At 30.4% G+C, this 24691-nt stretch carries 15 protein-coding genes; 4 read left to right on the top strand and 11 right to left on the bottom strand.

Annotated features, from left to right (window positions below; genetic code table 11):
* Positions 1 to 183: 183 nt before the first annotated feature.
* The gene (locus tag GQS58_RS14925; protein ID WP_166387335.1) at positions 184 to 912 is read right to left on the bottom strand and encodes a LytR/AlgR family response regulator transcription factor; all 729 of its coding nucleotides are present in this window, start codon (positions 910 to 912) and stop codon (positions 184 to 186) included.
* Positions 913 to 1019: 107 nt separating this feature from the next.
* On the opposite strand from GQS58_RS14925, the gene GQS58_RS14920 reads away from it, so the two are divergent.
* Complete coding sequence (locus tag GQS58_RS14920) at positions 1020 to 4070, top strand: sensor histidine kinase (RefSeq protein WP_166387333.1); 3051 nt, start codon at positions 1020 to 1022, stop codon at positions 4068 to 4070.
* Positions 4071 to 4294: 224 nt separating this feature from the next.
* Here GQS58_RS14920 and GQS58_RS14915 read toward each other — a convergent pair whose 3' ends face one another.
* Both GQS58_RS14915 and GQS58_RS14910 read right to left on the bottom strand, forming a co-directional pair.
* Complete coding sequence (locus GQS58_RS14915; protein WP_166387331.1) at positions 4295 to 5113, bottom strand: lysophospholipid acyltransferase family protein; 819 nt, start codon at positions 5111 to 5113, stop codon at positions 4295 to 4297.
* 53 nt (positions 5114 to 5166) lie between these two features.
* Positions 5167 to 5793, bottom strand: coding sequence for an NUDIX hydrolase (locus tag GQS58_RS14910; protein WP_166387329.1), 627 nt, complete (start codon positions 5791 to 5793; stop codon positions 5167 to 5169).
* A 93-nt stretch (positions 5794 to 5886) separates the two neighbouring features.
* Here GQS58_RS14910 and GQS58_RS14905 point away from each other — a divergent pair, with 93 nt between their 5' ends.
* Complete coding sequence (locus tag GQS58_RS14905) at positions 5887 to 6156, top strand: hypothetical protein (protein ID WP_166387327.1); 270 nt, start codon at positions 5887 to 5889, stop codon at positions 6154 to 6156.
* Here GQS58_RS14905 and GQS58_RS14900 read toward each other — a convergent pair.
* From GQS58_RS14900 to cysS, 5 genes are all read right to left on the bottom strand, one after another.
* Complete coding sequence (locus GQS58_RS14900) at positions 6153 to 6464, bottom strand: DUF6787 family protein (protein WP_166387325.1); 312 nt, start codon at positions 6462 to 6464, stop codon at positions 6153 to 6155. The two genes, GQS58_RS14905 and GQS58_RS14900, sit on opposite strands and share 4 nt — an antisense overlap.
* Before the next feature lie 40 nt (positions 6465 to 6504).
* Complete coding sequence (locus tag GQS58_RS14895) at positions 6505 to 10272, bottom strand: T9SS type A sorting domain-containing protein (protein ID WP_166387323.1); 3768 nt, start codon at positions 10270 to 10272, stop codon at positions 6505 to 6507.
* A gap of 97 nt (positions 10273 to 10369) precedes the next feature.
* Positions 10370 to 11215: a prolipoprotein diacylglyceryl transferase gene (gene lgt / locus GQS58_RS14890; RefSeq protein ID WP_166387321.1), complete on the bottom strand. Its 846-nt coding sequence runs from the start codon at positions 11213 to 11215 to the stop codon at positions 10370 to 10372.
* Positions 11216 to 11362: 147 nt separating this feature from the next.
* Positions 11363 to 11596 carry a membrane protein insertion efficiency factor YidD gene (gene yidD / locus GQS58_RS14885; protein WP_166387319.1) on the bottom strand — a complete coding sequence of 78 codons (234 nt, stop codon included), beginning with the start codon at positions 11594 to 11596 and terminating at the stop codon, positions 11363 to 11365.
* A gap of 111 nt (positions 11597 to 11707) precedes the next feature.
* Entirely contained in the window at positions 11708 to 13186 is a 1479-nt protein-coding gene (cysS, locus tag GQS58_RS14880) for a cysteine--tRNA ligase (protein ID WP_166387318.1), read from the bottom strand.
* 177 nt (positions 13187 to 13363) lie between these two features.
* Here cysS and GQS58_RS14875 point away from each other — a divergent pair, with 177 nt between their 5' ends.
* Both GQS58_RS14875 and GQS58_RS14870 read left to right on the top strand, forming a co-directional pair.
* On the top strand, positions 13364 to 13690 hold the full coding sequence (locus GQS58_RS14875; protein WP_166387316.1) for a DMT family transporter: 327 nt from the start codon (positions 13364 to 13366) through the stop codon (positions 13688 to 13690).
* Positions 13691 to 13856: 166 nt separating this feature from the next.
* Positions 13857 to 15008: an MFS transporter gene (locus tag GQS58_RS14870; protein ID WP_166387380.1), complete on the top strand. Its 1152-nt coding sequence runs from the start codon at positions 13857 to 13859 to the stop codon at positions 15006 to 15008.
* Positions 15009 to 15062: 54 nt separating this feature from the next.
* On the opposite strand, the gene GQS58_RS14865 is transcribed toward GQS58_RS14870, so the two are convergent.
* The 3 genes from GQS58_RS14865 to GQS58_RS14855 all read right to left on the bottom strand — a co-directional run bounded on the left by GQS58_RS14865 (position 15063) and on the right by GQS58_RS14855 (position 24629).
* Positions 15063 to 15647: an MCP four helix bundle domain-containing protein gene (locus GQS58_RS14865; RefSeq protein ID WP_166387315.1), complete on the bottom strand. Its 585-nt coding sequence runs from the start codon at positions 15645 to 15647 to the stop codon at positions 15063 to 15065.
* A gap of 105 nt (positions 15648 to 15752) precedes the next feature.
* Complete coding sequence (locus GQS58_RS14860) at positions 15753 to 18308, bottom strand: DUF559 domain-containing protein (RefSeq protein WP_166387313.1); 2556 nt, start codon at positions 18306 to 18308, stop codon at positions 15753 to 15755.
* 189 nt (positions 18309 to 18497) lie between these two features.
* Positions 18498 to 24629 (bottom strand): T9SS type A sorting domain-containing protein, encoded by a 6132-nt coding sequence (locus GQS58_RS14855; protein WP_166387311.1) that lies wholly within the window; start codon positions 24627 to 24629, stop codon positions 18498 to 18500.
* Positions 24630 to 24691 lie beyond the last annotated feature (62 nt).

Genomic DNA, 24691 nt, shown 5'->3' with positions numbered 1-24691 from the left:
AATTGTAAGAAGTGCTAAAATGAAGCATAAAGAACTTAATAGTAAGATAAACGGTGAAAACAATTTTTAAAATGAAGTATTTTAGTTGATTTAAGAAAGCTTACCTTATTTTTTTAAGTAATTTAAGCCTTATTTTTTTTTTTACAAGAAGACATTAGACATCAATTCTAAAATACAGATTTCCTATTTTAAAAGTAATAATTTTTGAAACTCCTCTTGCTTTCTTCTAGATACACTTAAGATTGTTTTATTGTTCAATTCACAATAAAACCCATCTGATTTATATATTTCTTTAATGTGAGAAATATTGATAATATATTTTTTATGAATCCTAAAAAAAGTGCTTTCAGGTAAGATTGATTCGTAATGTCCAATATTTTTATTTGCTAAAATTGTAGTTTTATCGACTAAATAAAGTTTAGAAAAATTTCCGCAAGATTCGAAATATTTAATTTCATTAAGCTTTATCATTTTAATTATAGGTCCTACAGGAATTGCTATAAGATTAGGATTTGCGTCTTTAATAGGTACTTCTTTAGAAATTTGACATTTTTTAAATGCTCTATTAACAGATGCACATAAATCTTTTATATTAAAGGGTTTCAGTAAATAATCTACAGGATTGTATTTAAAAACTTTAAGGGCATACTTTTCGTGACTAGAAATAAAAATAACTTGAGCAGATTTAGAGTTTGCAATATCTAATAATTCAAAACCCAAATCATCATTTAAATGAATATCAATAAAAATAAGGTCTAAAACATTGTTATTTATAACGGAAAGCCCATCGTTCCAGGAATTGGCAGTTGCCTTAATCGTAATTTGTGGAAAATATTCTTTTAAATAAAAAGACAATAATTTAATACTCTTTTCATCATCATCAATTATTCCTGCAATATACTGCTGTGCCATATTATTTTTAGTATCAACCTAAAATACAAAAATGTAATTTATAGAATTTCTATCACAAAATTACAACTTAAAGATTCTTAATTTCTACTTTTACCAAAAAAGTTATCTTGAAAAAGTACCTACAATGTTTTATGACACCTAAATTACGTCCATTCTTTACTTTTATTATAGTATTGTTGTTTAATACTTCAAATTATAGTCAAATACATGAAGTTTTTGATTACCCTTCTATAGTAGAAGGTGATAACACTTATTTATGTAGTAATTTATTTATTGATCATAATGGATTTATATGGTATGCAACAAAGGATTGGCTTGTTAAAGATTTTGGAAATTCTAAAAAATACATTCCTTTAAAATTTAGCAGAAGTATTAATTTACCTGCGCGGGTTAACGCCTTTTTTCAGGATAAGGATGCGAATATATGGGTGCTTACCTCTTTAGGAATTTACATTATTAATTATAATGATTATAGTGTAAAGTTACTACAGCCAGGTATCATAGAAAACAATACTGCTTATGATGTTTACATATCTATTGTACAGCAACAAAATGGTACTATATGGGTAAGTACGTACCAAAACTATATTTTAGAGATTAAAAATAATACACTTATTAATTCCTATAAAGTAGATCAGAATACTACAGATCGTTTTTTATTGAACTTAAATAAAAATGATGACGTAGTTATTGTTGGTGAAACCAAAGTATTTACAATAAAAAATAACAAACTTGAATTTGTAGCTGATAAAAAATTTGAAGAAATTTTTATCTCTTTAACATCACCTAAAAACAACGTTAGAACTAAAAAAGGTTTTATACAATATAATGATAAGAAAATTCCTTACTCCTATTATCCTAAAATTGATATGTATAAAATATCATTCGAAGATGGGAATTTTAATACTTTTACAGCCAACAGGCTAAATAATTTAAATTTTTTTATAGAGGGAAACCATATAAGTACAATTCACAAAAATTATATTTGGTCTCAAAAATTTGAATACAAAAACCAACAATGGTACCTTAAAGATTTATTTAAAATAAAACTAAAAGTTAATATTCAGTCCATAACAGAAGATTCATTTAACAACTATATACTTACAAGTAATGCAAATCAAATTCATAAAGTACGAAAAGAATTAAAATTTTATGAATCCTATTTAAAAGATTCATTAAGTAACATTAGCACGAGAGCTATTATTAGTGATTCTAAAAATAATTTATTTGTTGCTTCTTATGCAGGTCTTTTTAAAATTGATTCCGTTGGAAACACACAAAATATTTCCAATGATCTCTATAACAAAGACATTTATACTTTTTTACGGAAAAATGATAGTTTAATATGGAATAGCTCTGACTGCCACTTTAGAGAATCTAATTTTCTAAAAAATACTTTTCATAATCTTGAACAGAAAGAGATGGAAGTACATAATTCTAAAATAAGAAGCTTAACACATAAAAATAGCACACAGATATGGATAGGTACAACAGATGGCCTATATGTCTTTGATAAAAAAACAGAAAACTTTACAAACCACAACGAATTAAATAAAAACTATAGTTTAAAAGACGTTCCTATAAATGACATCTTACAATTACCAAATGGACAAGTTTGGTTTGGCACTAGTAATGGCGCATATAAATATAATATCAAAACAAAAAAAGTAATACATTATTCAAACAAAAGTAAAACTCATAAAATACCGCATTCAATTGTTTTAGACATACACAAAGATAAATACAATACCATTTGGATGGCAGGTGATAAAGGGCTTGTTTCCATAAATGATAAAGGTACAACTAACCAATACGTAACCAAAGACGGCTTAGTAAACAATACAACCTGTAGTCTTATAGAAACTGATAAACATCTATGGGTAGCCACGTATGACGGAATTAGTAGAGTTACCTTATCAAAAAACAACAGACAATTTTCAAACTATTTAAAAGGTAATGAATTTAATCACAGTTCTAGTTATAAATTAAATGATTCAACTTTAATGTTTGGTAGTACTAATGGTGTCTATAAAATATATACTCATAAAGTATCAGAACGACATTTATCTCAAAAAATAATACCTGTAAGTTTAAAAACGTATCAAAAAGATAAAGATTCTATTATTGAGCAATTCAATTTAAAAAGCTTAAAATCAATTGAATTAGAATATGACGCTAATTATTTTGAATTTAAATTTGCATTAAACAAATCATTTAATCATACAAAAAATAATTTTTCATATAAAATAGAAGGGCTAACCAATTCTTGGATTTCTTTAGGTTCTAGAACAGTAATCCGTCAATATGGTATCCCTCCAGGAAAGTATGTGTTAAAAGTAAAAGGAATAAATGAAGAAGGCATGAAATCTATTAATGAACTTTCAATACCCTTTACTGTTTCTCAAATATTTTACAAAACAACAGCCTTTATACTTACTGCAATACTCTTAATTTTAGCTAGTATCTTTTTAATAATTTATAGAATAAAGAGTAGATATAAAAAGGAGAAAAATCTTAAATCTGATATAAGAGAGTTAAAAATAAAAGCATTAACAATGCAAATGAATCCACATTTTATTTTTAATATCATTAATAACATTCAAAGTGACCTTATACTTAAAAGCACGATAAATATTAATGATTATATACATGCTTTTTCGAATCTTTTACGAACGACAATGAATATGACTACTGCTAATACAATAAGCCTAAAAAATGAAATAGAATATTTAGAAGCCTATGTAAAGCTACAGGAATATCGTCTTAACAATAATTTTTCTCATAAGATTGATGTTATTAACCATACAGATAATACAGATATGGATACTATAAAAATTCCTTGTATGCTATTACAGCCTATTGTTGAAAATGCCATTTTACACGGTTTAGAACAAAAAAAAGGTCCAAACAAGTTATTAAAAATCACCTTTACAATAAACGAAAACATTGAGATATCTATTGAAGATAATGGCATTGGACGTAAAAAAAATATTGACACCTCAACACACGACACTCCACATGCTATGGGCTTAATGAAAACTCGAGTTGGTTTGCGAAATGAATTAAAGAAGAATAAAATAACCATTCAAATTATTGACTTAATCACCAATAATACTCCTATTGGTACAAAGGTTCTTTTTAAAATCCCTTACAAATAAGTAGATGACCTGCATAAAATAGCCAACAGCTTTTTATTAAATAAGGGGCATTGATTTCCTAAATCATTTTTTTCTCACTGAAAATATATAGCTTAATTAGGGGTTTATCTATATAATATTAAATGGTTATTTACGAAGGTTTTTAAGCATAGATAAACGTGTTTTATTTGCATAAAAAAACCTCGAAAATTCGAGGCTTATACTTTATTATTTTCTGATTAGAATTAAGAACTCCAAAAAGTTCTTTTTTTATTTAACTCTTCTTCTTCCTTTGTCAATTCTTCTAATTCTTTTACAGACAAAACCTTTAAAAAGGATTTATGTTGTTCTATTGCAAACTCTATCTTAGTTACAATATCTGCAATACTTTCATTTTCATAATCTATTTCTAAAGGCTCTTTAATTACCATAGATTGTAAGACATTACGTTTTTTAATATTCAATCCTTTTTTATCAAAAGAACGTCTAAAACCATCAATTACAATTGGTACTACTATTGGTTTATAGGTTTTAATAATGTGTGCTGTACCTCTTCTAATTGGTCTAAATGGTGTAGTTGTACCTTGTGGAAACGTAATTACCCAACCATCATTTATAGCTTTACCAATATTAGAAATGTCAGAATTTTTAACTTGTCTTTTTACATCTTTACCTCCACTTCTCCATGTTCTTTCTATAGATACAGAACCCATGTAGGCAAATATTTTAGGCAATATCCCAGACCTCATCGTTTCTCCTGCAGCTACAAAATATACATTTAGTTTAGGTTTCCAGATATATCCAATATTTTTTATTGAATCGTCTCTACCACTTAAAGAAGCGTTAAAAACATGATACATAGCAGCAACGTCTGCAAAATAGGTTTGATGATTTGCTATAAATAATACTTTTGAATCTGGTAAATTTTTAAGGTTCTCAGACCCTTCTATCTGTAAATTATTAAATTTACGATATCTACCGTGAGACACAATTCCAAAAATTCTTATAAGCCATTTTTTTAAGAATAAAATGTGGCCAAATGGATTCCTTTTAAATAAAGGCATTCTATATTCGTTTTAGTTATTTTAACAAACTTACAAAACAATTAAGAAAGATGCTATTTAAAGAGTTCTTTAATTTCAGAAAGCATCATAGCTGTTGCTCCCCAAACAATATAACCTTCTAATTTAAAGCAAGGTACTTCTACATTATCCATATAAGAAGTATTCATTTTTATAGCCGTAAAATTCGTTTCACATAACAAATCTCTTAATAAAACTTCAATTGTTTGCTCAACTTCATAATTTAAATTAAAATTTGGTTGTTGATTTGCATACCCTAAAAAAGGCGTTGCCAAAAAATTACTTGGAGGAATATATACATCTGTTAATTCTCTAATTATTTCAATAGATTCCTCAGCTACTCCAACTTCTTCAAAAGTTTCTCTTAGGGCTGTTTTTAAAAGATCTGAGTCTGTTTTATCTTTTTTACCTCCAGGAAAACTTATTTGTGCAGAATGTATGCCTTTATAACTTGCTCTTTGAGTTAATAGAAAACAGGTTTCATTTTTTAAATTTGGATAAAACAATGCCAACACTGCCGCTTTTCTAGGGTTATTCTCAGTAATTTTATCAGCATCATATTTTAATCGAATTTTAGGTGCTAATTTAAATTGTGCATTTAAACCTCCTAACTCGGTTGTTTTAAGTTGTGTTATTTTATTTTTGAAATCGTTAAAATTCACTTATAAAAATTTAATTTTAACAAAATTATTCATTTCAACTTTAAATAAACCCTATTTGGCAAGAATTTTGAATGATTCTATTAAAATACAACTATGACTAAAAAATACAAAAAACTAATTTTAAGCATCGTATTAGACCTTATTGGTATCATTCCAATACCTTTTATAGATGTTCTTTGGGCTCCATTATCTAGTTATTTAATGACCAAAATGTACAAAGGTAAACAAGGTAAAGTTGCTGCTATAGTTAGTTTTATTGAAGAAGCACTCCCTTTTTTAGATGTGATACCAACATTTACAATAATGTGGTTTTATAACCATGTAATTAAAAAGGAAGAAGTAGAAGAAATTATAACGTTTTAATTTCCTTTTTTAAATAAAAATCCGAGTCCTAATCTGCCTAAAAACTTTTTTTCGAAAGCCCAGAAGAATTTAAATTGTCCAAAAAACCAACCTACAATTGGAAGTGTAGCTTGGTAAATAGGAAAAATTAATAAAATTCTTAAAGGCCAAAACACCCAAGGGTTTGTTGTTTCTTGAGACAAGCCGATATAACTTGTTATAGGTTTAGCTACCCAAGTAGCAAAGGAACCGTTTATAGAAAATACTAAAATAATTGCTACAATAGACCAATTATTTTTCACTCCCCAACGTTGTTTTAATTTCTCCATATTTTTGCGAAATTACAATTAGGAAACCAATTAAGGAAATTTAGTAGACACTAATTTTTTTACTAAAACTTCCCTTAGAATTTCTTACTCTAATAATATAAATTCCTTTTTTTAAATTAAGTATGTTCACTTTTACTTCAGTCTCTTTTAAATGGTTCTTTTTAGAAGCAACATTTTGTCCTAATAAATTATAAACCTGAACATCTTCTAATATTTCTTTTGATGAAATAACGAGTTGTTTATCCTGATTTTTAACCGTAAATTTATTTATCTCACGAACATCTAAACCAAGAACTGTTTGATTAAAAGTTATAAAAAAACGATCATTATACACACCGGCATCAAGATTTACTATTGCGTCAACTGAAGTAATATCAAAATAATTTTGAGTAACGTTGTCATATAAATAAACCTCAGAGTCTATATCTGTCATATTATCTATCTTAAAAGTAACTTCTCTATTTAAATTAGTTTGCACTTTTAAAGGAATCATTAAAGATTGATCAAAATCTTCTATACCTGTAATTGCATAGGGAAAATCTTTGTTTTCAATTTTTAACGCCATATCTGTAGATTTATAATCCCACATTTCTGCTTCATACCCATCTTCATACTCAGCCGTAAGTCCTCTAAGACCTACACTTACTTGTCTGTGATATGTTTGGTCTGTTAATAAGAACTCAAAACCTATTCTTAAAATAGGGAAAGATTTTTTCTTTGCAACTGCATTATTTTTATGATATACTTCTGTTGATGAACCAACAATATCAAAAACTCTTTGTGCGTTGTTAAAATTGATAGTTCCACCAGAAGCAGATGCTTCTACAAAAAATCCTTGTCCTATATCTATATTTTCATCTGGAGTTTTAGTTCTTACTCCTCCTAGGCCAGAAGCCGGAGCTCCAACACCTGAAGTTCTCGTAGCATAACCTCCCAAATATTCTCCTGTATAATGAGATGTATCATCTCCAGAATCATAAAAATAAAGCGTACCAACAATAACTCCTGCATTATCAGAAATAAAGGTATCTGCTTTTATTGGCGTTGGATACGGATTTCCTAATACACTCCATGTACCAGAACCATAAGCAGCTATTTCACTCGTATAATCTCCATCGTTTGGTTTACCTACAAAAGTATAATTTTGACCAGTGGAATTTCCTGTACTTTTTTTATTAAAACCTTCTACAGGGTTTAATAATGTTGTAGATTCATTTATTTGCCTTGTCCAATCGCCACTATTTACAAATTTAGCCAACCACCTTGTACTTAATGTTATTGGTGAAGTAGTGTAATCTCCGTCAAAATCTGCAGAAAAATTAATATCTAAAGGTGTATTGGTCTCTGTTAAAGGAGTAGTTCCGTCTTTTAAAACGCCTTTTATATTGTACGTTTCTCCATTTGTTGTTACTGGTGACGACCAATAACTTGATTGGTAAACGTTTTTTAAATTGCCTTTTACATCTTTATAAAGATTTCCGGCACCAGATGCATTTTTAACACCTGTATGTGTTTGTTTTAATTGAGCAGTACCTAATAAACGGATATCTCCATTTAATTCTAAAGAATTTGCTACAGTCAATTCTACTCCATCTGCAACAGTTAAAGTTTTACCACTTTCTACATGTAAACAATCGCAATTTGTATTTGCTGTAATTGTAATATTTCCTTGGGTTCTAATTCCTTTGGTTAAATCTGTAGCACTATCATTTGGCACTCCGGAATTATTTCCTCCTGTCCATGTAGTTCCATTGTACACAATTTCATTATCTGCACATTCAATAAAATCAATACTTAATACATTTGTTTGTCCAACAGCAAAAGATACATCTACTGCATTAGAACTTGTAAAAGCTGCGTCTGTAAATGTAAAAATTAGATTTGCTGCAGCTTCATCACTATTTATATGACTATTTGCCTTACCTATAAAACTTAATTGTGCTTCTGTTGCAGAGTTAAGTGTTAACACCGCCGTTAAACCTAAAGGCACATTGCCTATTGTAACTTCTGAAGCTGTAAAAATACCTGAACTTGCAAAAAAAGTATCACCTGTTAAGGTTATAAGAAAAGGTTTTGTTGTATCGTCTATAGTTCCGTCGTTTGGAGTCTCAGGAAATAGCCCTTTAGAATAATATTGGTTCATTTCATCATCTCCTGTACCTGTTATATAAAATCGAGAACCATCTCCATTAAATTTAATGTCTGAAATTGTTCCTTCTTCGGATGAAACTGAAAAAGTATTTGTATTTGTTATTATGCCAGAAGTTAAATCAAAATTATTGGTTAGCGTAAACTCATTTATATCATCACCTGTATCACCAGCAATATAAAATTTACTCCCATCAGTATTAAAAGCAAAGCCTTCTGTTCTAGTATCAACCGAATTTACAGAATAAAACCCGTCGATATCAGTAGCAAGAGTTGATAAATTATAATCACTAGATAATGTAAATTGATAAATACGATCTGTACTACCTGCTAAAACAAATAATTTAGATCCGTCTGTATTAAAATAGATATCTCTTGGACTCGTTTCATTATCTGTTGCAGCAATGCTCACTGAAATAGCTCCTAAATGTGTACTAGAAGATACATCGAATGCAGAAGATAACGCGTATTCATTAATTTCGCCAACATCACTACCAATAACATATAGCATACTCCCTGTGTTATTAAAAGCTAATCCTTCTGGAATTTTTTCTTCTAAATCAATAGATAAAGTATGTAATAAAATAGCTGTACTTATATCATAAGGAATAGAAAGATGCATTTCTATAACTCTTTCTGAAGTAGATCCTACTATAAAAAGTTTTGAACCATCCGTATTAAAAACCATTCCTAGCGGATTTAATTCTAGAGTTTCAAATATAGTAGAGGCGGCAGGTATCGCTGAAATAGAAGTAAAATCATACCCAGGAGATAAAGCATACTCCTTTATATCTTGACCTACAAAACCTGCAACATATACTTTAGTTCCATCATTATTTATTAAAAGTGCTTCAGGGCTTTTTTCAGCTGTTAGTTTTGTAGAAACTGTCTTGGTTGTTAAACTCGACAAATCATAACTTGTACCTAAATTATAGCTATTTATATCATCCCCAGAATACCCTATGGCGTATAACACAGTCCCATCATTATTAAACTCAATAGCTCTTGCTTGTAATTCCTCTCCACTAATATCTAAATCACCTACAATTGTAGCCGTAGAAATATCATAAGCACTACAACTAAATTCAAAAACTTTATCTGAACTATAATCTACAATAAATAATTTTGACCCATTAGTATTAAACCTTAAACCAGAAAGATTATCTCCTTCATTTGCTGTTGATAAATATGTATTTATAGCTGCTTCCGCATTAAAAGAAACTGGCATATTTAAGGATTTATTAATACTAGAAACATTCCATGGTATAGCAACCACATATTCTACCACATCATCTCCTGCACCTCCCAGAATATACATTTTTGTTCCGACATCATTAAAAGCAACATCTTGCGGATTAGATTCTTCTCCAGAAACATCAAAATAACCAACTATAGGACCTCTAGATGAAATATCATATGCCGTACTTAATGAATACTGAATAACAAAATCTCCTTCTGAACCTACCATATAGAATTTAGTACCACTATCACCAAAAATCATGCCCGTAGGTTTTATTTCTTGTGTGGGAATAACGTATGCACCAACATGAGTTGGTGAAGTTATATTAAAGCTATTAGCACCAGAATAGGATAAACTTTGTGCGTGTAAAGGCATTTGCAAAAATGCAAATAGAAAGAATAAAGTAATTGTAAATTTCATAGTTGAGTTAAACTTATTAGGGTTTTGAATAACTGAACAGTAAACTTACAAAAAAGAGGTTAATTTTACTAAAAGGTTAAATAATAATAAAATAAAATTATTTAACCTTTCTAAACATTAGCCAAACACCAATTAGAACGAGTGGTATACTTAATACTTGTCCTGTATTTAAGGAGTTAAATACCCAATCTTCTCTACCATTTACTTGTGCTTCTTTTAAGAATTCAATAAAGAAACGTAGTGACCAAAGTACTACCATAAAAAGACCAAAAAGATATCCTGTTTGTTTCTTTTTATCCGTTTTCCAATATAAATGCCACATTACAAAAAACAATGCTAAGTAACTAAATGCTTCATATAATTGTGTTGGATGTCTTGGTACGGTTTCTCCTGCTGCTTTAAAAATAACTCCAAAATTAGAATCTGTTGCTTTTCCGTAAATTTCTGAGTTGAAAAAGTTACCAAAACGGATAAAGAAACCTCCTAAAGCAACCATAATTGCTAATCTATCTAAGATAAACAACCAAGGTTTTTGTAAGTGTTTTTTTGCATAAAAATATAAAGCTATTGGAATACCAATTGCAGCACCATGACTTGCAAAACCTGTAAAACCTGTAAATTTCCAACCTTTTATAATTCCGAATAAAGAATCTGTTGCACTTTCTTTTATCGGTAAAAATATTTCTAATAAATGGTTCTGATAATAGTCCCAACTATAAAAGAACACATCCCCTAAACGCATACCTACAAGCATAGAAACAAAGACATACATAAATAATACATCTAACTTTTCTTCAGGAATTTTATCTTCTACATAGATTTTTTTCATTAGTCTTAAACCTAATAAAAATGCTGCTACAAACATTAAACTGTACCAACGTACAACAAAAAATCCTAAATCTATTCCTATTGAAGGATTCCAAGTAATTGCTAAAAAGCTCATATATTTCTTATTCTATGTCTGGTCGAGCGCAGTCGAGACCTTATTATAATACGTACTATTAAAAAAATCTCTCGACTGCGCTCGAGATGTCAATTGTATTTCTTTTTTAGTCATAAGTCAAAAAATCTTATGTCTATTTTTTTTCTATTATTCTTTTTTATCCGGAACAGGATCATAGCCACTTCCTCCCCAAGGATGACAACTAAAGATTCTCTTTAATGCCAACCATCCACCAGAAAACAAACCATGTTTTTGTAAAGCTTCAATGGTGTAATGAGAACACGTAGGACTATACCTACAAGTTGCTGGTGTAAATGGTGATATTGCGGTTTGATAAAAACGAACCAACAATATAAATGGAAAAGACAGTATTTTTTTCAATGATTAAACTTTAAGAATTAAAAAAAGTTCTCGATACAATTCCGATAAAAAATCGGAATCACTCGAACTGACATATTTGTAATTCATAATTTTCAATTCGTAATTATTTTTTTAGTTAATTAAAAAAGTGGTGCCTTCTTTACCGTCTTTTAATTGAATTCCTAAGGTTATTAGTTCATCTCTAATTTGATCTGATAATGCCCAATCTTTATTTTCTCTTGCTTCTTTTCTTAACTTAATTAACAACTCTACAACACCATTAATTTTTTCTGAATTGTCTTGAGAGTTTTCATTCATCAACCCTAAAACATCAAAAACAAATGCATTAATTGTAGTTTTAAACTCTGCTAAATCATCGGCAGTTAAACTTGCTTTATGTTCTTTTATTTGATTGATAACTTTTACTGCTTCAAATAATTGCGGAATTAACATTGGTGTGTTAAAATCATCATTCATGGCAGCATAACATGCTTTTTTCCAATCTTGAACATTAAAAGTAGATGTTTTACCTGCAACTATCTTTTCTAAGAAATTTACAGCTTCCATCAATTTAGCATGTCCTTTTTCTGATGCTTCTAAAGCATCTCCAGAAAAATCTAAAATACTTCTATAATTCGCTTGCATGTTAAAGAAACGAACCACACTTGCAGAAAATGGTTTTGGTAAAATGTTGTTTTCTCCAGTTAAAATTTCATTTGGTAAAATAAAATTTCCGGTAGATTTAGCCATTCTCTGTCCGTTTAAAGAAAGCATATTTGTGTGCATCCAATAATTTACAGGAGTTACACCACTACATGTTTTAGATTGTGCAATTTCACATTCGTGATGCGGAAATTTTAAATCCATTCCACCACCATGAATATCAAAACTTTCGCCTAAATATTTTGTACTCATTACAGAACATTCTAAATGCCAACCAGGGAAACCATCACTCCAAGGAGAAGGCCAACGCATTATATGCTTTTCATCCGCTTTTTTCCAAAGTGCAAAATCTTGTGGATTTTTCTTATCAGATTGTCCGTCTAAAGTTCTGGTATTATGTAATAAATCTTCTACTTTTCTACCAGAGAGAATTCCGTAATTTTCTTTTTTGTTATACTCATGTACATCAAAATAGACAGAACCATTTACTTCATATCCAAAACCTTTTTCTATGATTTCTTTAATCATTTCTATCTGCTCTACAATATGACCTGTGGCAGTTGGCTCTATACTTGGTGGTAAAAAATTATAGTTTTTTAAAACATCATGAAAATCTACCGTGTAACGTTGTACAACTTCCATCGGTTCAATTTGTTCTAAACGTGCTTTTACAGCAATTTTGTCTTCCCCTTCGTCTGCATCATTTTCTAAATGCCCTGCATCGGTTATATTACGCACATAACGCACTTTATAGCCTAAATGCAATAAATAACGATACACAACATCAAAAAACATAAAGGTTCTAACATTTCCTAAATGTGCGTTGCTATAAACGGTTGGACCACAAACATACATACCTACGTATCCGTCTGTTATGGTTTTAAAATTCTCTTTAGATTTGGTTAAAGAGTTGTATACTTTTAGTTGATTTTCTTTGTACAGTTCCATTAAATAAGTGACTAATTACAGCCGATAAAGATAGACACTTTAAAAAGAATGACGAAATGGAATTTGTTAGAAGTTTACTAAGATTTAAAGTTGGTCTAAAATAAATATATTTAAATTTACATTTTTATTAAAAAAAGACATAAAATATTAAAGTTGCATAAAAATAATACATTATAAATGAATTGGATACTATTAATTATAGCCGGACTTTTTGAAGTTGCTTTTGCTGCTTGTTTAGGCAAAGCAAAAGAAAGTACCGGAGCAGAAACCACCTATTGGTATATTGGCTTTTTGTTGTGTTTATCTATTAGTATGCTTCTACTTTTAAAGGCAACACAAGAGTTACCAATTGGAACAGCTTATGCCGTTTGGACAGGAATAGGTGCAGTTGGAACAGTATTAATGGGAATTCTTATTTTTAAAGAACCCGCAACTTTTTGGCGACTATTTTTTCTTTCTACTTTAATATTTTCTATTATTGGGTTAAAAGTAGTTTCTAATTAAATAGAAAAAACAATTAAATATTCTTTATTGCTATTGCATATTTAAACTTTTTTAAGAAAATAAAATAACATTAAAAATGTTTATAAATCTATCCTATTTGATGTTTTTTAGTACTATAACAAATAGTACTTTTACCAACTTTTAAAGGTATCAAAAAAATTATATGATTAAAAAGAGTTTATTATCATTAGCTATAGGAACTTTTGCCATAGGAATGACAGAATTTACAATGATGGGTATTTTGCCTGATATTGCAAAAGACTTAAATATTGATATTCCTTCGGCAGGGCATTTAATTTCTTTATACGCTTTAGGCGTTGTTATTGGTTCTCCTATTCTAGTGCTATTTACCGCTAAATATTCGCCTAGAAAAGTATTAATATTTCTAATGCTACTATTTGCTGTTTTTAACCTATTATTTGCGGTCTCTCCAATATATTCACTTTTACTTGTTTCTAGATTTATGTCTGGCTTGCCACATGGTGCTTTTTTTGGTGTAGGTTCTGTAGTGGCTGCTAAATTTGCTGATCCTGGTAAAAAAGCACAGGCAATTGCCATAATGGTTACCGGTATGACCATTGCAAACCTTCTTGGAGTTCCTTTAGGTACTTATATTGGGCATCATTTTTCTTGGAGATACACATATTTAATAATAAGTCTATTTGGTTTATTATCCATGATTTCTATTTATTTCTGGATCCCTAAAATGCAACCGCTTTCACAAGTTAGTAAGAAAAGTCAATTGCGTTATTTTAAAACAAAAAAAGCTTGGGTTATTATTGGTATGGTTTCTATAGGAACCGGTGGTTTATTTACTTGGTTAAGCTATATAGCTCCTTTAATGACAGAAATTACCAAGGTTAATGAAGACTCTATTCCGTATGTAATGGTTTTGGTTGGCTTAGGAATGCTTATAGGAAACCTATTAGGTGGAAAGTTATCTGATATCATTACACCTCAAAAAACGGTAACCGTTTCCTTTATATTTATGATGCTCTGTTTAATTACTATCTATTTTACCGCACACATACCGTTTATGAGTTATTTAATGGCATTTATTACTGGTGTTGCTGCATTTAGTTGTTCATCTCCAATACAAATGCTTTTAATAGATTCTGCTGAAGGTTCAGAAAGTATTGCTGCTGCCGGAGGTCAGTCTAGTTTTAATTTAGGAAATACGATGGGGGCTTTTTTCGGTGGGTTGCCAATTACCTATGGTTATGCATACAATTCACCAATTCTTATTGGAGTTGGTATGGTTGCAATAGGTATTTGTTTTTCTTATTACTATTTAATTTTACTCAAAAAAAAGGATTAATATAAATGTACTTAAAAAAATATTGAAGTATACAAAATTTAAAATTGAGTCTTCTTACCTTTCTCTAGGTTTATAAATTACAATAATCTGGACTACAACAGCTAAAAAAATCAATACATATATTTCTAGTTGAGTAAAAAGTTCTATTGAATCTATTGCCCTTTTACTTATAGACATTTGTCTTTTGCCTTCATTCATTTGAATTTCAGACAATTCATATAAGTTTTCTTTTACACTTAAGATATTGCTGTTATAAGAACTTTTTTTAAAAGGTTTAGAGTCTTCTAATTTTGTTAAAACTGCCAAATTATTTTTAAAATCATTAAAAACTTTAGCTTCTTTTGTGGTTAATTTTGTTCCTTCAAAAGAAGTAATAGCTGTTTCAATATCACTATTTACTTGTTTATTTCTACCTAAAAAGAAAGTAGAATCTAATTTAGCTGCTGCCAATTCTTTTTCTTGAACAGATTTAGATATTTTAAAAATTAAGTCTTTAGCAATTAGCCTATCTTTATAAATAGCTTCTAAAGAATCTTTAATTCTTACAAAATTATTTCTATCAATTAAATTGGTAGCAATAATTAGTATAAAAATCATTAAAATTCCAAGAACCCATTTTACTTTATTATAAAAGCCCATATTTTCATTTTTTTTAAGATTAAAACAAACGATAACAAATATAAAAAAACAATATTTAAAAACCACTATAACGGCAGTTTAACGTTTAACTAAGCAAATTAAAGACTAACTAATTTCACTCCAAATTTTAGAGTTTTTAGACATCTCTACATATGCTTTTTTAATATTGATATTTGCCGGTTGCGATAAATTACCATCTTCTTGCAAAACAGCAATTGCTGTATTTCTAGCGGCAACTAAAATTTTAGAATCCTTTACAACATCGGCAATTTTAAGATTTAAAACACCACTTTGTTGGGTACCCATTAAATTACCTGGTCCCCGTAATTTTAAATCTACCTCAGCTATTTTAAAACCGTCTGTAGTATCTACCATGGTTTTTAAACGTGTTTTTCCTTCTTCAGAAAGTTTATAACCAGATAGTAAAATACAATAACTTTGGTCTGCACCTCTACCAACTCTTCCTCTTAATTGATGTAATTGAGATAACCCAAAACGTTCTGAGCTTTCAATAATCATTACACTGGCATTGGGCACATTTACACCAACTTCTATTACAGTAGTAGCAACCATAATTTGCGTTTCTCCTTTTACAAAACGCTGCATTTCGTGCTCTTTATCTGCAGGTTTCATTTTTCCGTGTACAATACTAATTTGATATTTTGGCGTAGGAAAATCTCGCGAAATACTTTCAAAACCATCCATCAAATCTTTATAATCCATGGCTTCAGATTCTTGAATTAAAGGATACACCACATATACTTGTCTTCCTTTTTCAATTTCATCTCGCATAAATTTAAAAACAGATAAACGATTTTTATCAAACCTGTGTACTGTTTTTACTTCTTTTCTTCCAGGTGGTAATTCATCAATTACAGAAATATCTAAATCTCCATACACAGACATTGCCAAAGTTCTAGGAATTGGTGTTGCTGTCATTACCAGAATGTGTGGAGGGAGAGAAGAAGCCCCTCCAACCTCCCCAAAAGGGAGGCTTTTATCACTGTTGTGTAATTCTTGTGTTATTTTCTTTGTTACATTTTCTATGTTTCCAATAACTTCTTGGTTGGTGAATCTTATTACCTTAAAACCTAATTCTTGTAAAATCTGTGTTCTTAAATTGTCTGCTTCTTGTTGTGCTGTTGTGTTGTGGTGCTCTCCATCTACTTCAATAATGAGGCTTTTTTCAATACAAATAAAATCAACAATAAATTCATCAACAAGATGTTGTCTTCTAAATTTAGAATCTAGCTTTTTTGCCTTTAATTGTTGCCAAAGAACTTGTTCTGCTGGTGTGGTTTGTTTTTTACGTTCTACTTGTAATTCCTTCATTAAAGCATACACAGAAGGACGAGCAGTTTCATAACGATTTAGCACTGCTTGAGCTCCTTCCCTTCGGGAAGGTTGGGATGGGCTTTTTCCTCCTTTTTTCCAAAGTTGAGCTCTTTGTGCAACTCCGAATCTATGTTGCTCATCAATAATTGCAATACCAAGATTTTTAAACTTTACTTTATCTTCTAACAAAGCATGCGTACCTATTAAAATATGCAAGGTTCCGTCTTCTAAATTCGCATGAATTTCTCTTCGCTTTTTTATTCTAACAGAACCTGTTAATAAATCGACATTAATGTTCATGTCTTTTAACATTTCTGAAATAGCATGATAATGTTGGGTTGCCAAAATTTCTGTTGGCGCCATAATTGTTGCTTGAAAACCGTTGTCTATTGCCAATAACATGGTTAATAAAGCAACAATGGTTTTACCAGAACCAACATCTCCTTGTAAAAGACGATTCATGTGTGCACCAGATGCAACATCTTTTCTAATTTCTTTTAAAACTCTTTTTTGAGCATTTGTTAAATCGAAAGGTAAATGGTCTTTATAGAAAGTATTAAAGTAATCGCTCACGTTTTCAAAAACAAAGCCTTTTATTTTTGTTTTGTTGATGAGTTTCTTTCGCAATAGCTGCAACTGAATAAAAAATAATTCTTCGAACTTTAAACGATTTTGTGCTTTGGCTAAGTTTTCTTGACTTTTAGGAAAATGTGCATTCAGCAAAGCATCACGCTTAGACATCAACATAAAATCGTCTATTATTTCTTGTGATAATGTTTCTGTAATTACTTCAAAAAACTGCTGTAATAAATACTGAACATAATTGCGCATTAACTTATTAGAAACACCAGAATTTACTAACCTTTCGGTAGATGGATATACGGGTTGCATTTTAGATTGCAACTTTTTCTTGTATTCCGTAACCAATTCTAACTCTGGATGTGGAATACTAAAATTGCCATTATAATGGTTCAGCTTGCCATAAACCACATACGATTCGTTAATTTTTAAAGAATCTTTAATCCATTTTTGACCTTTAAACCAAACCAATTCCATAGATCCTGTAGCGTCTTGAAAAGTTGCCACTAACCTACTTCCTCTTTTTTGAGCTACCGATTTTACGCGGGTAATTTTACCAACAATTTGAACTTCAGAAGAATTTGGTTGTAAGTCTTTTATCGCATAAAATGCGGTTTTATCAATATATCTAAACGGAAAGAAATTTAATAAATCATTACATGTTTTTATACCCAATTCGGTGTACATAAGCGTTGCTCTTTGTACACTAATTCCTTTAATATATGTTATGGGATAGTTTAAATTCAATTTTAAAAAATATAAAGAACGAAAATACAGAAATCAATAAGAATAAAGTATAAAAAATTAATTTTTGAAGCTGATAAAATTTATCGATGTATTTACAATGTTAAAAACAAAAAATAATCCCAATTGATTTAATATTAAAATCAATTGGGATTATTAAATAAACACCAAATACTTATCTCTTCTTGTTTTCTAATCTAAAATCACTTTCTTAGAAACTTTACCGTTTTCTGTTTCTATATTTATAATATAAATAGCATCCGATAATTTACTTGTTTTTAATCGCTGTTGCTTAGTTTCTTGTTCTAAGTTGTTCCATTGACCAATTGTTTGCCCTAAAAGGTTAAACAACTTCACTGTTTTCAGTTGTAAATTATCATTGTTATTAATTACTATTTCCTGAGTCGTATTATCTAAGAAAACAGTAATGTTTTTATTAAAAACAATAGCATTGTCTGAAACATCTAAAACCGTGGCGTCACTTTCTTTAAATGTTAAGAAAAAACGATCTGTATAGTTTCCGGCAGATAAGGTTAACGAGAATTTTCCATTATTAATTAAGTAAGCTTTACCTGTTAATTTGTCTTTTATAAATACATCTCTATTAATAGCTTCCCATTCATCTACACCAATAGATACAGTACCATTTTTAACTAAAGAAACAAATAAAGGAACTTCTAGATCGTCTGTAATAGCTTGTACTCCAGTAATAGCGTATTTATCATCATTATTAGGGAATTTCCAGTAAATATCTGTTTCTCCAACATCTAACATTGCAGCATCATACCCTTTTTCATATCCAAAAGAATTGTTATGTTTAAATGAAATTCCTATTTGTCTGTGCAATCCTAAACCTTCTTCATTTACATAATCCATACCCAACTTAATTACCGGAAGTTTATTTACAGTTATAGTTTTTTCTTTAGAATCATTATTACTTTTATAGAAAATAGACTCATCTCCTTCTTTTATATATTCTCTTTGAGAGTTATTAAAATTAATAGTACCTCCATCGGAATCTCCATCAACAAAAAACCCTTGCCCCATAGCAATATATGCTTTAGGCTCATGATAATTTCCATCTCCTAAAGAAGGAGCTCCTTTAGTTGTAACACGCCCTTTTAAAGTAAATAAATCTAAATATAAACTTACTGTAGACTGACTAGAGTACTTAATTTTAATGATATCTCCTACTTTAACATCTGCTTGAAAATTAGCTTCTGAATATTGATCTACTCCAGAAGAAACTAATTGAAGCTCTTGTACAACTCCCTCGTTTACCTGAAGACTTATTGGAATATCTCCGATACTCTTATAAGAAAAATAAATTTTATCTGCATTAATAGAACTTTCATAAGAAAAACCTTCATTAAATGACGTTAAACGTAAACCACTAACCCCTATATTAACAGGATCTGTATATAAAATAGCTCCATCAAAAGGAATACAAGTCTCCGCTTGAACCACACTAATTACCGACTCTGAACCATTATTGCTCATTACCTGATTAGCAGATAATCCCATAGAAATATTTCTAATAGCATAACCACCAATGTAGCCACCAAAATTATGCCCTGCGGTTCCTGAGCCACTTTCTTCTCCTGCATGTTCCCAGAAATATAAATCACCTGTTATAGAACCTGTTGCATCATCTATATTATCTTCTATAAATTTCTTTGCACTTATTGCTCCTGCAAAAGGGTTTCCTACTAAATAAGATTCATTTGCCCCAACTGTTGTGCTCATATCTCCATCTTTTGGAGTACCTACAAAAGTATAGTTTTGCTCATGATCTGGTCCTTTAAAAATAAAACCATCCGTCTCAGAAATTTCTTCATTTTTGTATTTATGTTCCCAATTAGATCTACCTCCATTACCATTGGCATAAGTATACACCCAGTAATCTGCTATAGAAATAGGATCTGTACTCCAAGTACCATTATAGCCACTTATAAAAGTTATATCTTTTGCTATTTGAGTACCTATTGTAGAAGTAGCATCTAAAACATTGGATCCATCTTTTAAAACGCTTTCTATAGTATAAGTAGTTTGTCCAAAAGTATTTACAGGAGAACTCATGTAGTTATATCTATACATACTAGGTACCATAGATTTTTGATCTACCAATAACTTACCAGAACCTGTAATTTGACGAGTACCTTCATGTGTTTGTACTAATTGCGCTTTGTTAGTTTCATCTGCACTTATTAACCTAATTTGCCCATCTAAAACAATGTTATTAGTTACTACTAATAAATGATCTGTAACACTAAACACACTACCACTTGTAACTTCTAATTTACGTGCACTTAATTTTTCTCCATGATTGTAATTTTCCGAAATTTTCACCTCTCTAGACCTATCTGGATTACCGTTAGACCAATCTCCACTTATTCTATCTGTTAAACCAAACCTATGCAACCCTGGCTTTATATTAGCATCTTCCGAAACACTTGTTGTTGTAATTTCTGATAATAATGGAGCATGCGCATGACGTTCATCATTAACATCAGCAGCATCATTTGCTAAATCTGTATAGGTAATAATATTATCGTCTATAAATGCAACCCACTCAGAAGGTGTTACGTCTCTGTTTGGTGACGATACATTATCTATACGCACATAACTTGTATTATCTACAATGTCTTTTATTGCATCTGTTCTTAAATTCCAAGCTTTTAAACCTGTACCTTTTGTTAATGCAATAATGTCATCTGCTTCACTAAAATCTGTAGCAGCGGTATTAATAATCTCTAAAGCAGTTGTTAATTTGTTAGTAACAGTCTTAGAAGCTATTAATACAGATTCTCCAGGACCAATAAATGAACTATTTGTAACTTCTTCCGTTGGTATTATGCCTAATGGAGCAGCCGTATTTTTAAAGAAAGCAATATTTGCCGTATTTGGAGCAACGCTATTAATAAGATCAATATTTGTTACTTCTATCCATCGTTCTGCTGCTGTTTGATATACTTGCGTAATCATTGCTGTTCCGCACGCTTTAATGCTTTTATCTAAGGCGTACGTTATATAAGTTGATGGATAAGTGGTAATTGCTCTTGCAGTATCATCTGTTTCTATACTTGCTACTAAACCGTTACTACCAACTTCTTGACCAGTAATAGATATATCTATCACTGAGTTAGCCACACTTGTTGTAGTATTTGCAGAAACATCTGTTCCGTTACCATTGGTTACATTTGTCGTTTTTAAAATACCAGGTACGCCTGCCTCCATAACATCTGGACACCCATCCCCATCAGAATCTAAGTCTAAACTATTTATAATACCATCATTATCTTCATCATTAAATTCTGCAGGGCATTGTAAAACACTAAAAACAATATTATCTACCCCAACATCATTACCTGCCCCACCATTAGGTTGATCATTATAAATTACAATATCTACCTCATCAGTACTACCTGTAAAATCTAAAATAACCCTTTCCCACTCATCATTATTAGTTACTCCTACCGAAGAAGCAGTTTTTAAAGTTGTTCCACTACTATCTTGTACTTCTAATCTAAAAATAGGTGTATCAGGACATCCATTGCATAATCCAGACATATCTAAACGAAATCTATAATCTGCACCAATAACTAAATTATTAAGAGTATGACGATAAAACTCCTTATTTCCTTCATTAATCATGTTAATAGACAAATACCTACCGCTTGATGAACCTCCTGTAGGACCATTAAACTCATCTATATTTGCATCTAAATTTCCATTTTGATCTGTACGGTTGTAATGCCCTAAACCAGAATTTAATGAAGATACAACAGCATAAGAACCATCTGGAATAGCTCCCCCAGTGTCATAAAAATGATTTAAAATATAAGGATTATCTGATCTTCCGGTACCTGTACCAAAGTCTTCACTATACAATTCTACAATTTCTACTTTATCTTCAATCGGACAATTACCATTCTCTATAATATCTATAATACCATCATTATCATCATCAATATCTAAACTATCATCAATTCCATCATTATCTGTATCGACTAAACAACTAGCAAAACTTCCTTCTGTAGCCCCTCTTGTATCTACGAAAGCTCCAAAAACTTTAATTTCATTATCTAAAGAAACACCTACCAATGCTGAAGCAGAAATTTTTATTCCTGAATAAGCCTGCGTCGTTTTAAAGCCAAGATTAAGATCTCCAGAACCAGATACCCCAATAATATTTGTTAACAACTCTAACCCGATTAAGTTACCTGCGGTACTAGACTCCAACTCTACTCCAGTAGCACTTAAAGTAGTAATCGTTAAACTATTTTGTAAAATACTTAAGCTTACTAAAGCATCATTAAAATTTAGTGAGAAACCAGCATATGATCCTGCAGGAAAACTATTCGTTGCATCCCTTACTGCTAAACTAGCTGATCCACCAACACTTGCTAAAATATTAATTGTTGCATAATCTGTATCGTCACTTGTTATTACGTTATCTGCATTAGCAACACTACAACCTACACACGCTAATCCTGAAACACCTGTTTGTTTAAAATCTATATAGGTAGAAAACGTTGGTGCGTTTAAAGCGTAAGAAGTATTACACTCTAAAGTTGTTGAACACATTTTTTGAATAAAGCTATTGTAAATTTTAATGGTACCTAAATTAACTGCTGCTAATGGCGCTGCAAATTTAATACGAACCTCATCAAAAGTTTGTGTAGCAGAAAAACCAATAGTTTGTTTGTTTTCTGAAGCTAACAAAGGAGCACCTACTAAAAGAGGACCTCCAGACTTAGACTCTACCAAAGTTCCATTTAAATAAGTAGAAATAGTGGTATTACTTAATACATCTATTGCTACAAGAGATTCTGATTCTATTACAAATCCTACATAATAAGGGTTCGTTGTTGTAGCTACATAATTGTCTAAAACATCGTAAACACCAATTTCTAAAGCTCCTAAAAGATCTATATTTAAACCTAATTCTGCATAATCTTCTGTGTCTGAATTTATAATATTCTCCAAACCACCTATATTAACACCTGCGCTTACTAAACCAGTACCTACTGTCTTAATTTCTACCGGATAATCTGTATTTGTCAAAGCTACTTGCGTATTACAATCTAAAGTATCTGTATTACTACAATATTCTTTTATAACAGGATAATTTACATTAAAATCACCTAAACTAACACCAACGGTATCTGAAAGCTCAATTTTAATTTCATCATAAGGCTTAGTTACATCTGTTACAAAACCTACATTTCTTGTAGCACTTGTTAAAAGCGGAAGTCCCACAAGAGCATCAGTAATATTTATAGACTGTTGTTCTACATTACCTAAATAAGTGGTAATTTTTAATGTACTTAACACACTTAAATCCACAGCAGCATTTGTAGTTATATTAAAACCTGCATAAGTACCTCCTGCAAAAGGAACTACTGCACTAGTTTGAAAATCTCTTTGTTTTTTTACTGATAAATATACCGTTCTTAATACTCCTACAGAAAGTACACCTCCTGTTAAATTAGCATGAGTGCTAGCGTTACCATCTAATACATTTTCTGGGTTAATACCTGTTGTACCTAGAAGATTAAGACTAACACCAACCTGACCAACATCATCTACTTCCATAGCATAACCTTTTCCTACAGAAACTTCAGACATTGTATTACAAGATAAAGCACTACTTGTGTCTTTATAAATTTTCACAAACGGATAGTTCACAACTAAAGTTGTAACCAAACCACCTACAGAAATTCTCATTTCATCAAAAGCAACTGGAGATACAAAACCAATATTTGCACTTGAACCAAAACCTAAATTAAGTGATAATACATCACTCGAAGGAGTATAAGTAGCTACTGCTGATGAGTTACCATCCTTATATAATTTAATTTGTATTGTACTCCCCACACCTACTGATGTTCCAATATTAAAACCAGCATAAGTTCCTGCAGGAAAATCTCCTAATGCAGAAGGTGCTGTAATTGTTAATGTATTAGTTCCTAATACAGTCGCTAATGTAGAAGTAGAATTAGTAGTTGTATTATTATCTACAGCATCTGCTCCATCTCCAGTCCATTGATGTGTACATATTTCTGGTGTTACAAAAGTTGCTGGTATGCAAGAAGTTCCGGAACCATCTGCAGTTACCCCACTAAAATTTCCAGTACCATTAACTAAAGGTACAATTACATTTTTAGGCAGATCTATAATGGTATTTACTGCAAGAGTTTTTGTTGTTTTTGCCTTATCATCTGTAAGACCTTTTAAACCTTTATCATTGGTAGCATAAACATTTATGATGCTTAAAATGAATAAAAAGGTGAACCATTTTTGAGTTGTTTTGGTTTTCATTTTTCGGGGAATTAAAAAATTATAAACTTTTGTATATTGTTCCTCTAGATTAAAATTATATA

This window comes from Polaribacter sp. 11A2H (assembly GCF_011379025.1).
Lineage (GTDB): Bacteria > Bacteroidota > Bacteroidia > Flavobacteriales > Flavobacteriaceae > Polaribacter.
Note: the sequence above shows the minus strand (reverse complement) of the source record. Positions and strands in the feature narration are given on the sequence as shown.

Excerpts from the sequence above, each read along its gene's own strand:
- GQS58_RS14925 (WP_166387335.1), bottom strand. The coding sequence starts at position 912 with ATGGCACAGCAGTATATTGCAGGAATAATTGATGATGATGAAAAGAGT.
- GQS58_RS14915 (WP_166387331.1), bottom strand. The coding sequence starts at position 5,113 with ATGCCTTTATTTAAAAGGAATCCATTTGGCCACATTTTATTCTTAAAA.
- GQS58_RS14905 (WP_166387327.1), top strand. The coding sequence starts at position 5,887 with ATGACTAAAAAATACAAAAAACTAATTTTAAGCATCGTATTAGACCTT.
- GQS58_RS14900 (WP_166387325.1), bottom strand. The coding sequence starts at position 6,464 with ATGGAGAAATTAAAACAACGTTGGGGAGTGAAAAATAATTGGTCTATT.
- GQS58_RS14895 (WP_166387323.1), bottom strand. The coding sequence starts at position 10,272 with ATGAAATTTACAATTACTTTATTCTTTCTATTTGCATTTTTGCAAATG.
- lgt (WP_166387321.1), bottom strand. The coding sequence starts at position 11,215 with ATGAGCTTTTTAGCAATTACTTGGAATCCTTCAATAGGAATAGATTTA.
- cysS (WP_166387318.1), bottom strand. The coding sequence starts at position 13,186 with ATGGAACTGTACAAAGAAAATCAACTAAAAGTATACAACTCTTTAACC.
- GQS58_RS14875 (WP_166387316.1), top strand. The coding sequence starts at position 13,364 with ATGAATTGGATACTATTAATTATAGCCGGACTTTTTGAAGTTGCTTTT.
- GQS58_RS14865 (WP_166387315.1), bottom strand. The coding sequence starts at position 15,647 with ATGGGCTTTTATAATAAAGTAAAATGGGTTCTTGGAATTTTAATGATT.
- GQS58_RS14855 (WP_166387311.1), bottom strand. The coding sequence starts at position 24,629 with ATGAAAACCAAAACAACTCAAAAATGGTTCACCTTTTTATTCATTTTA.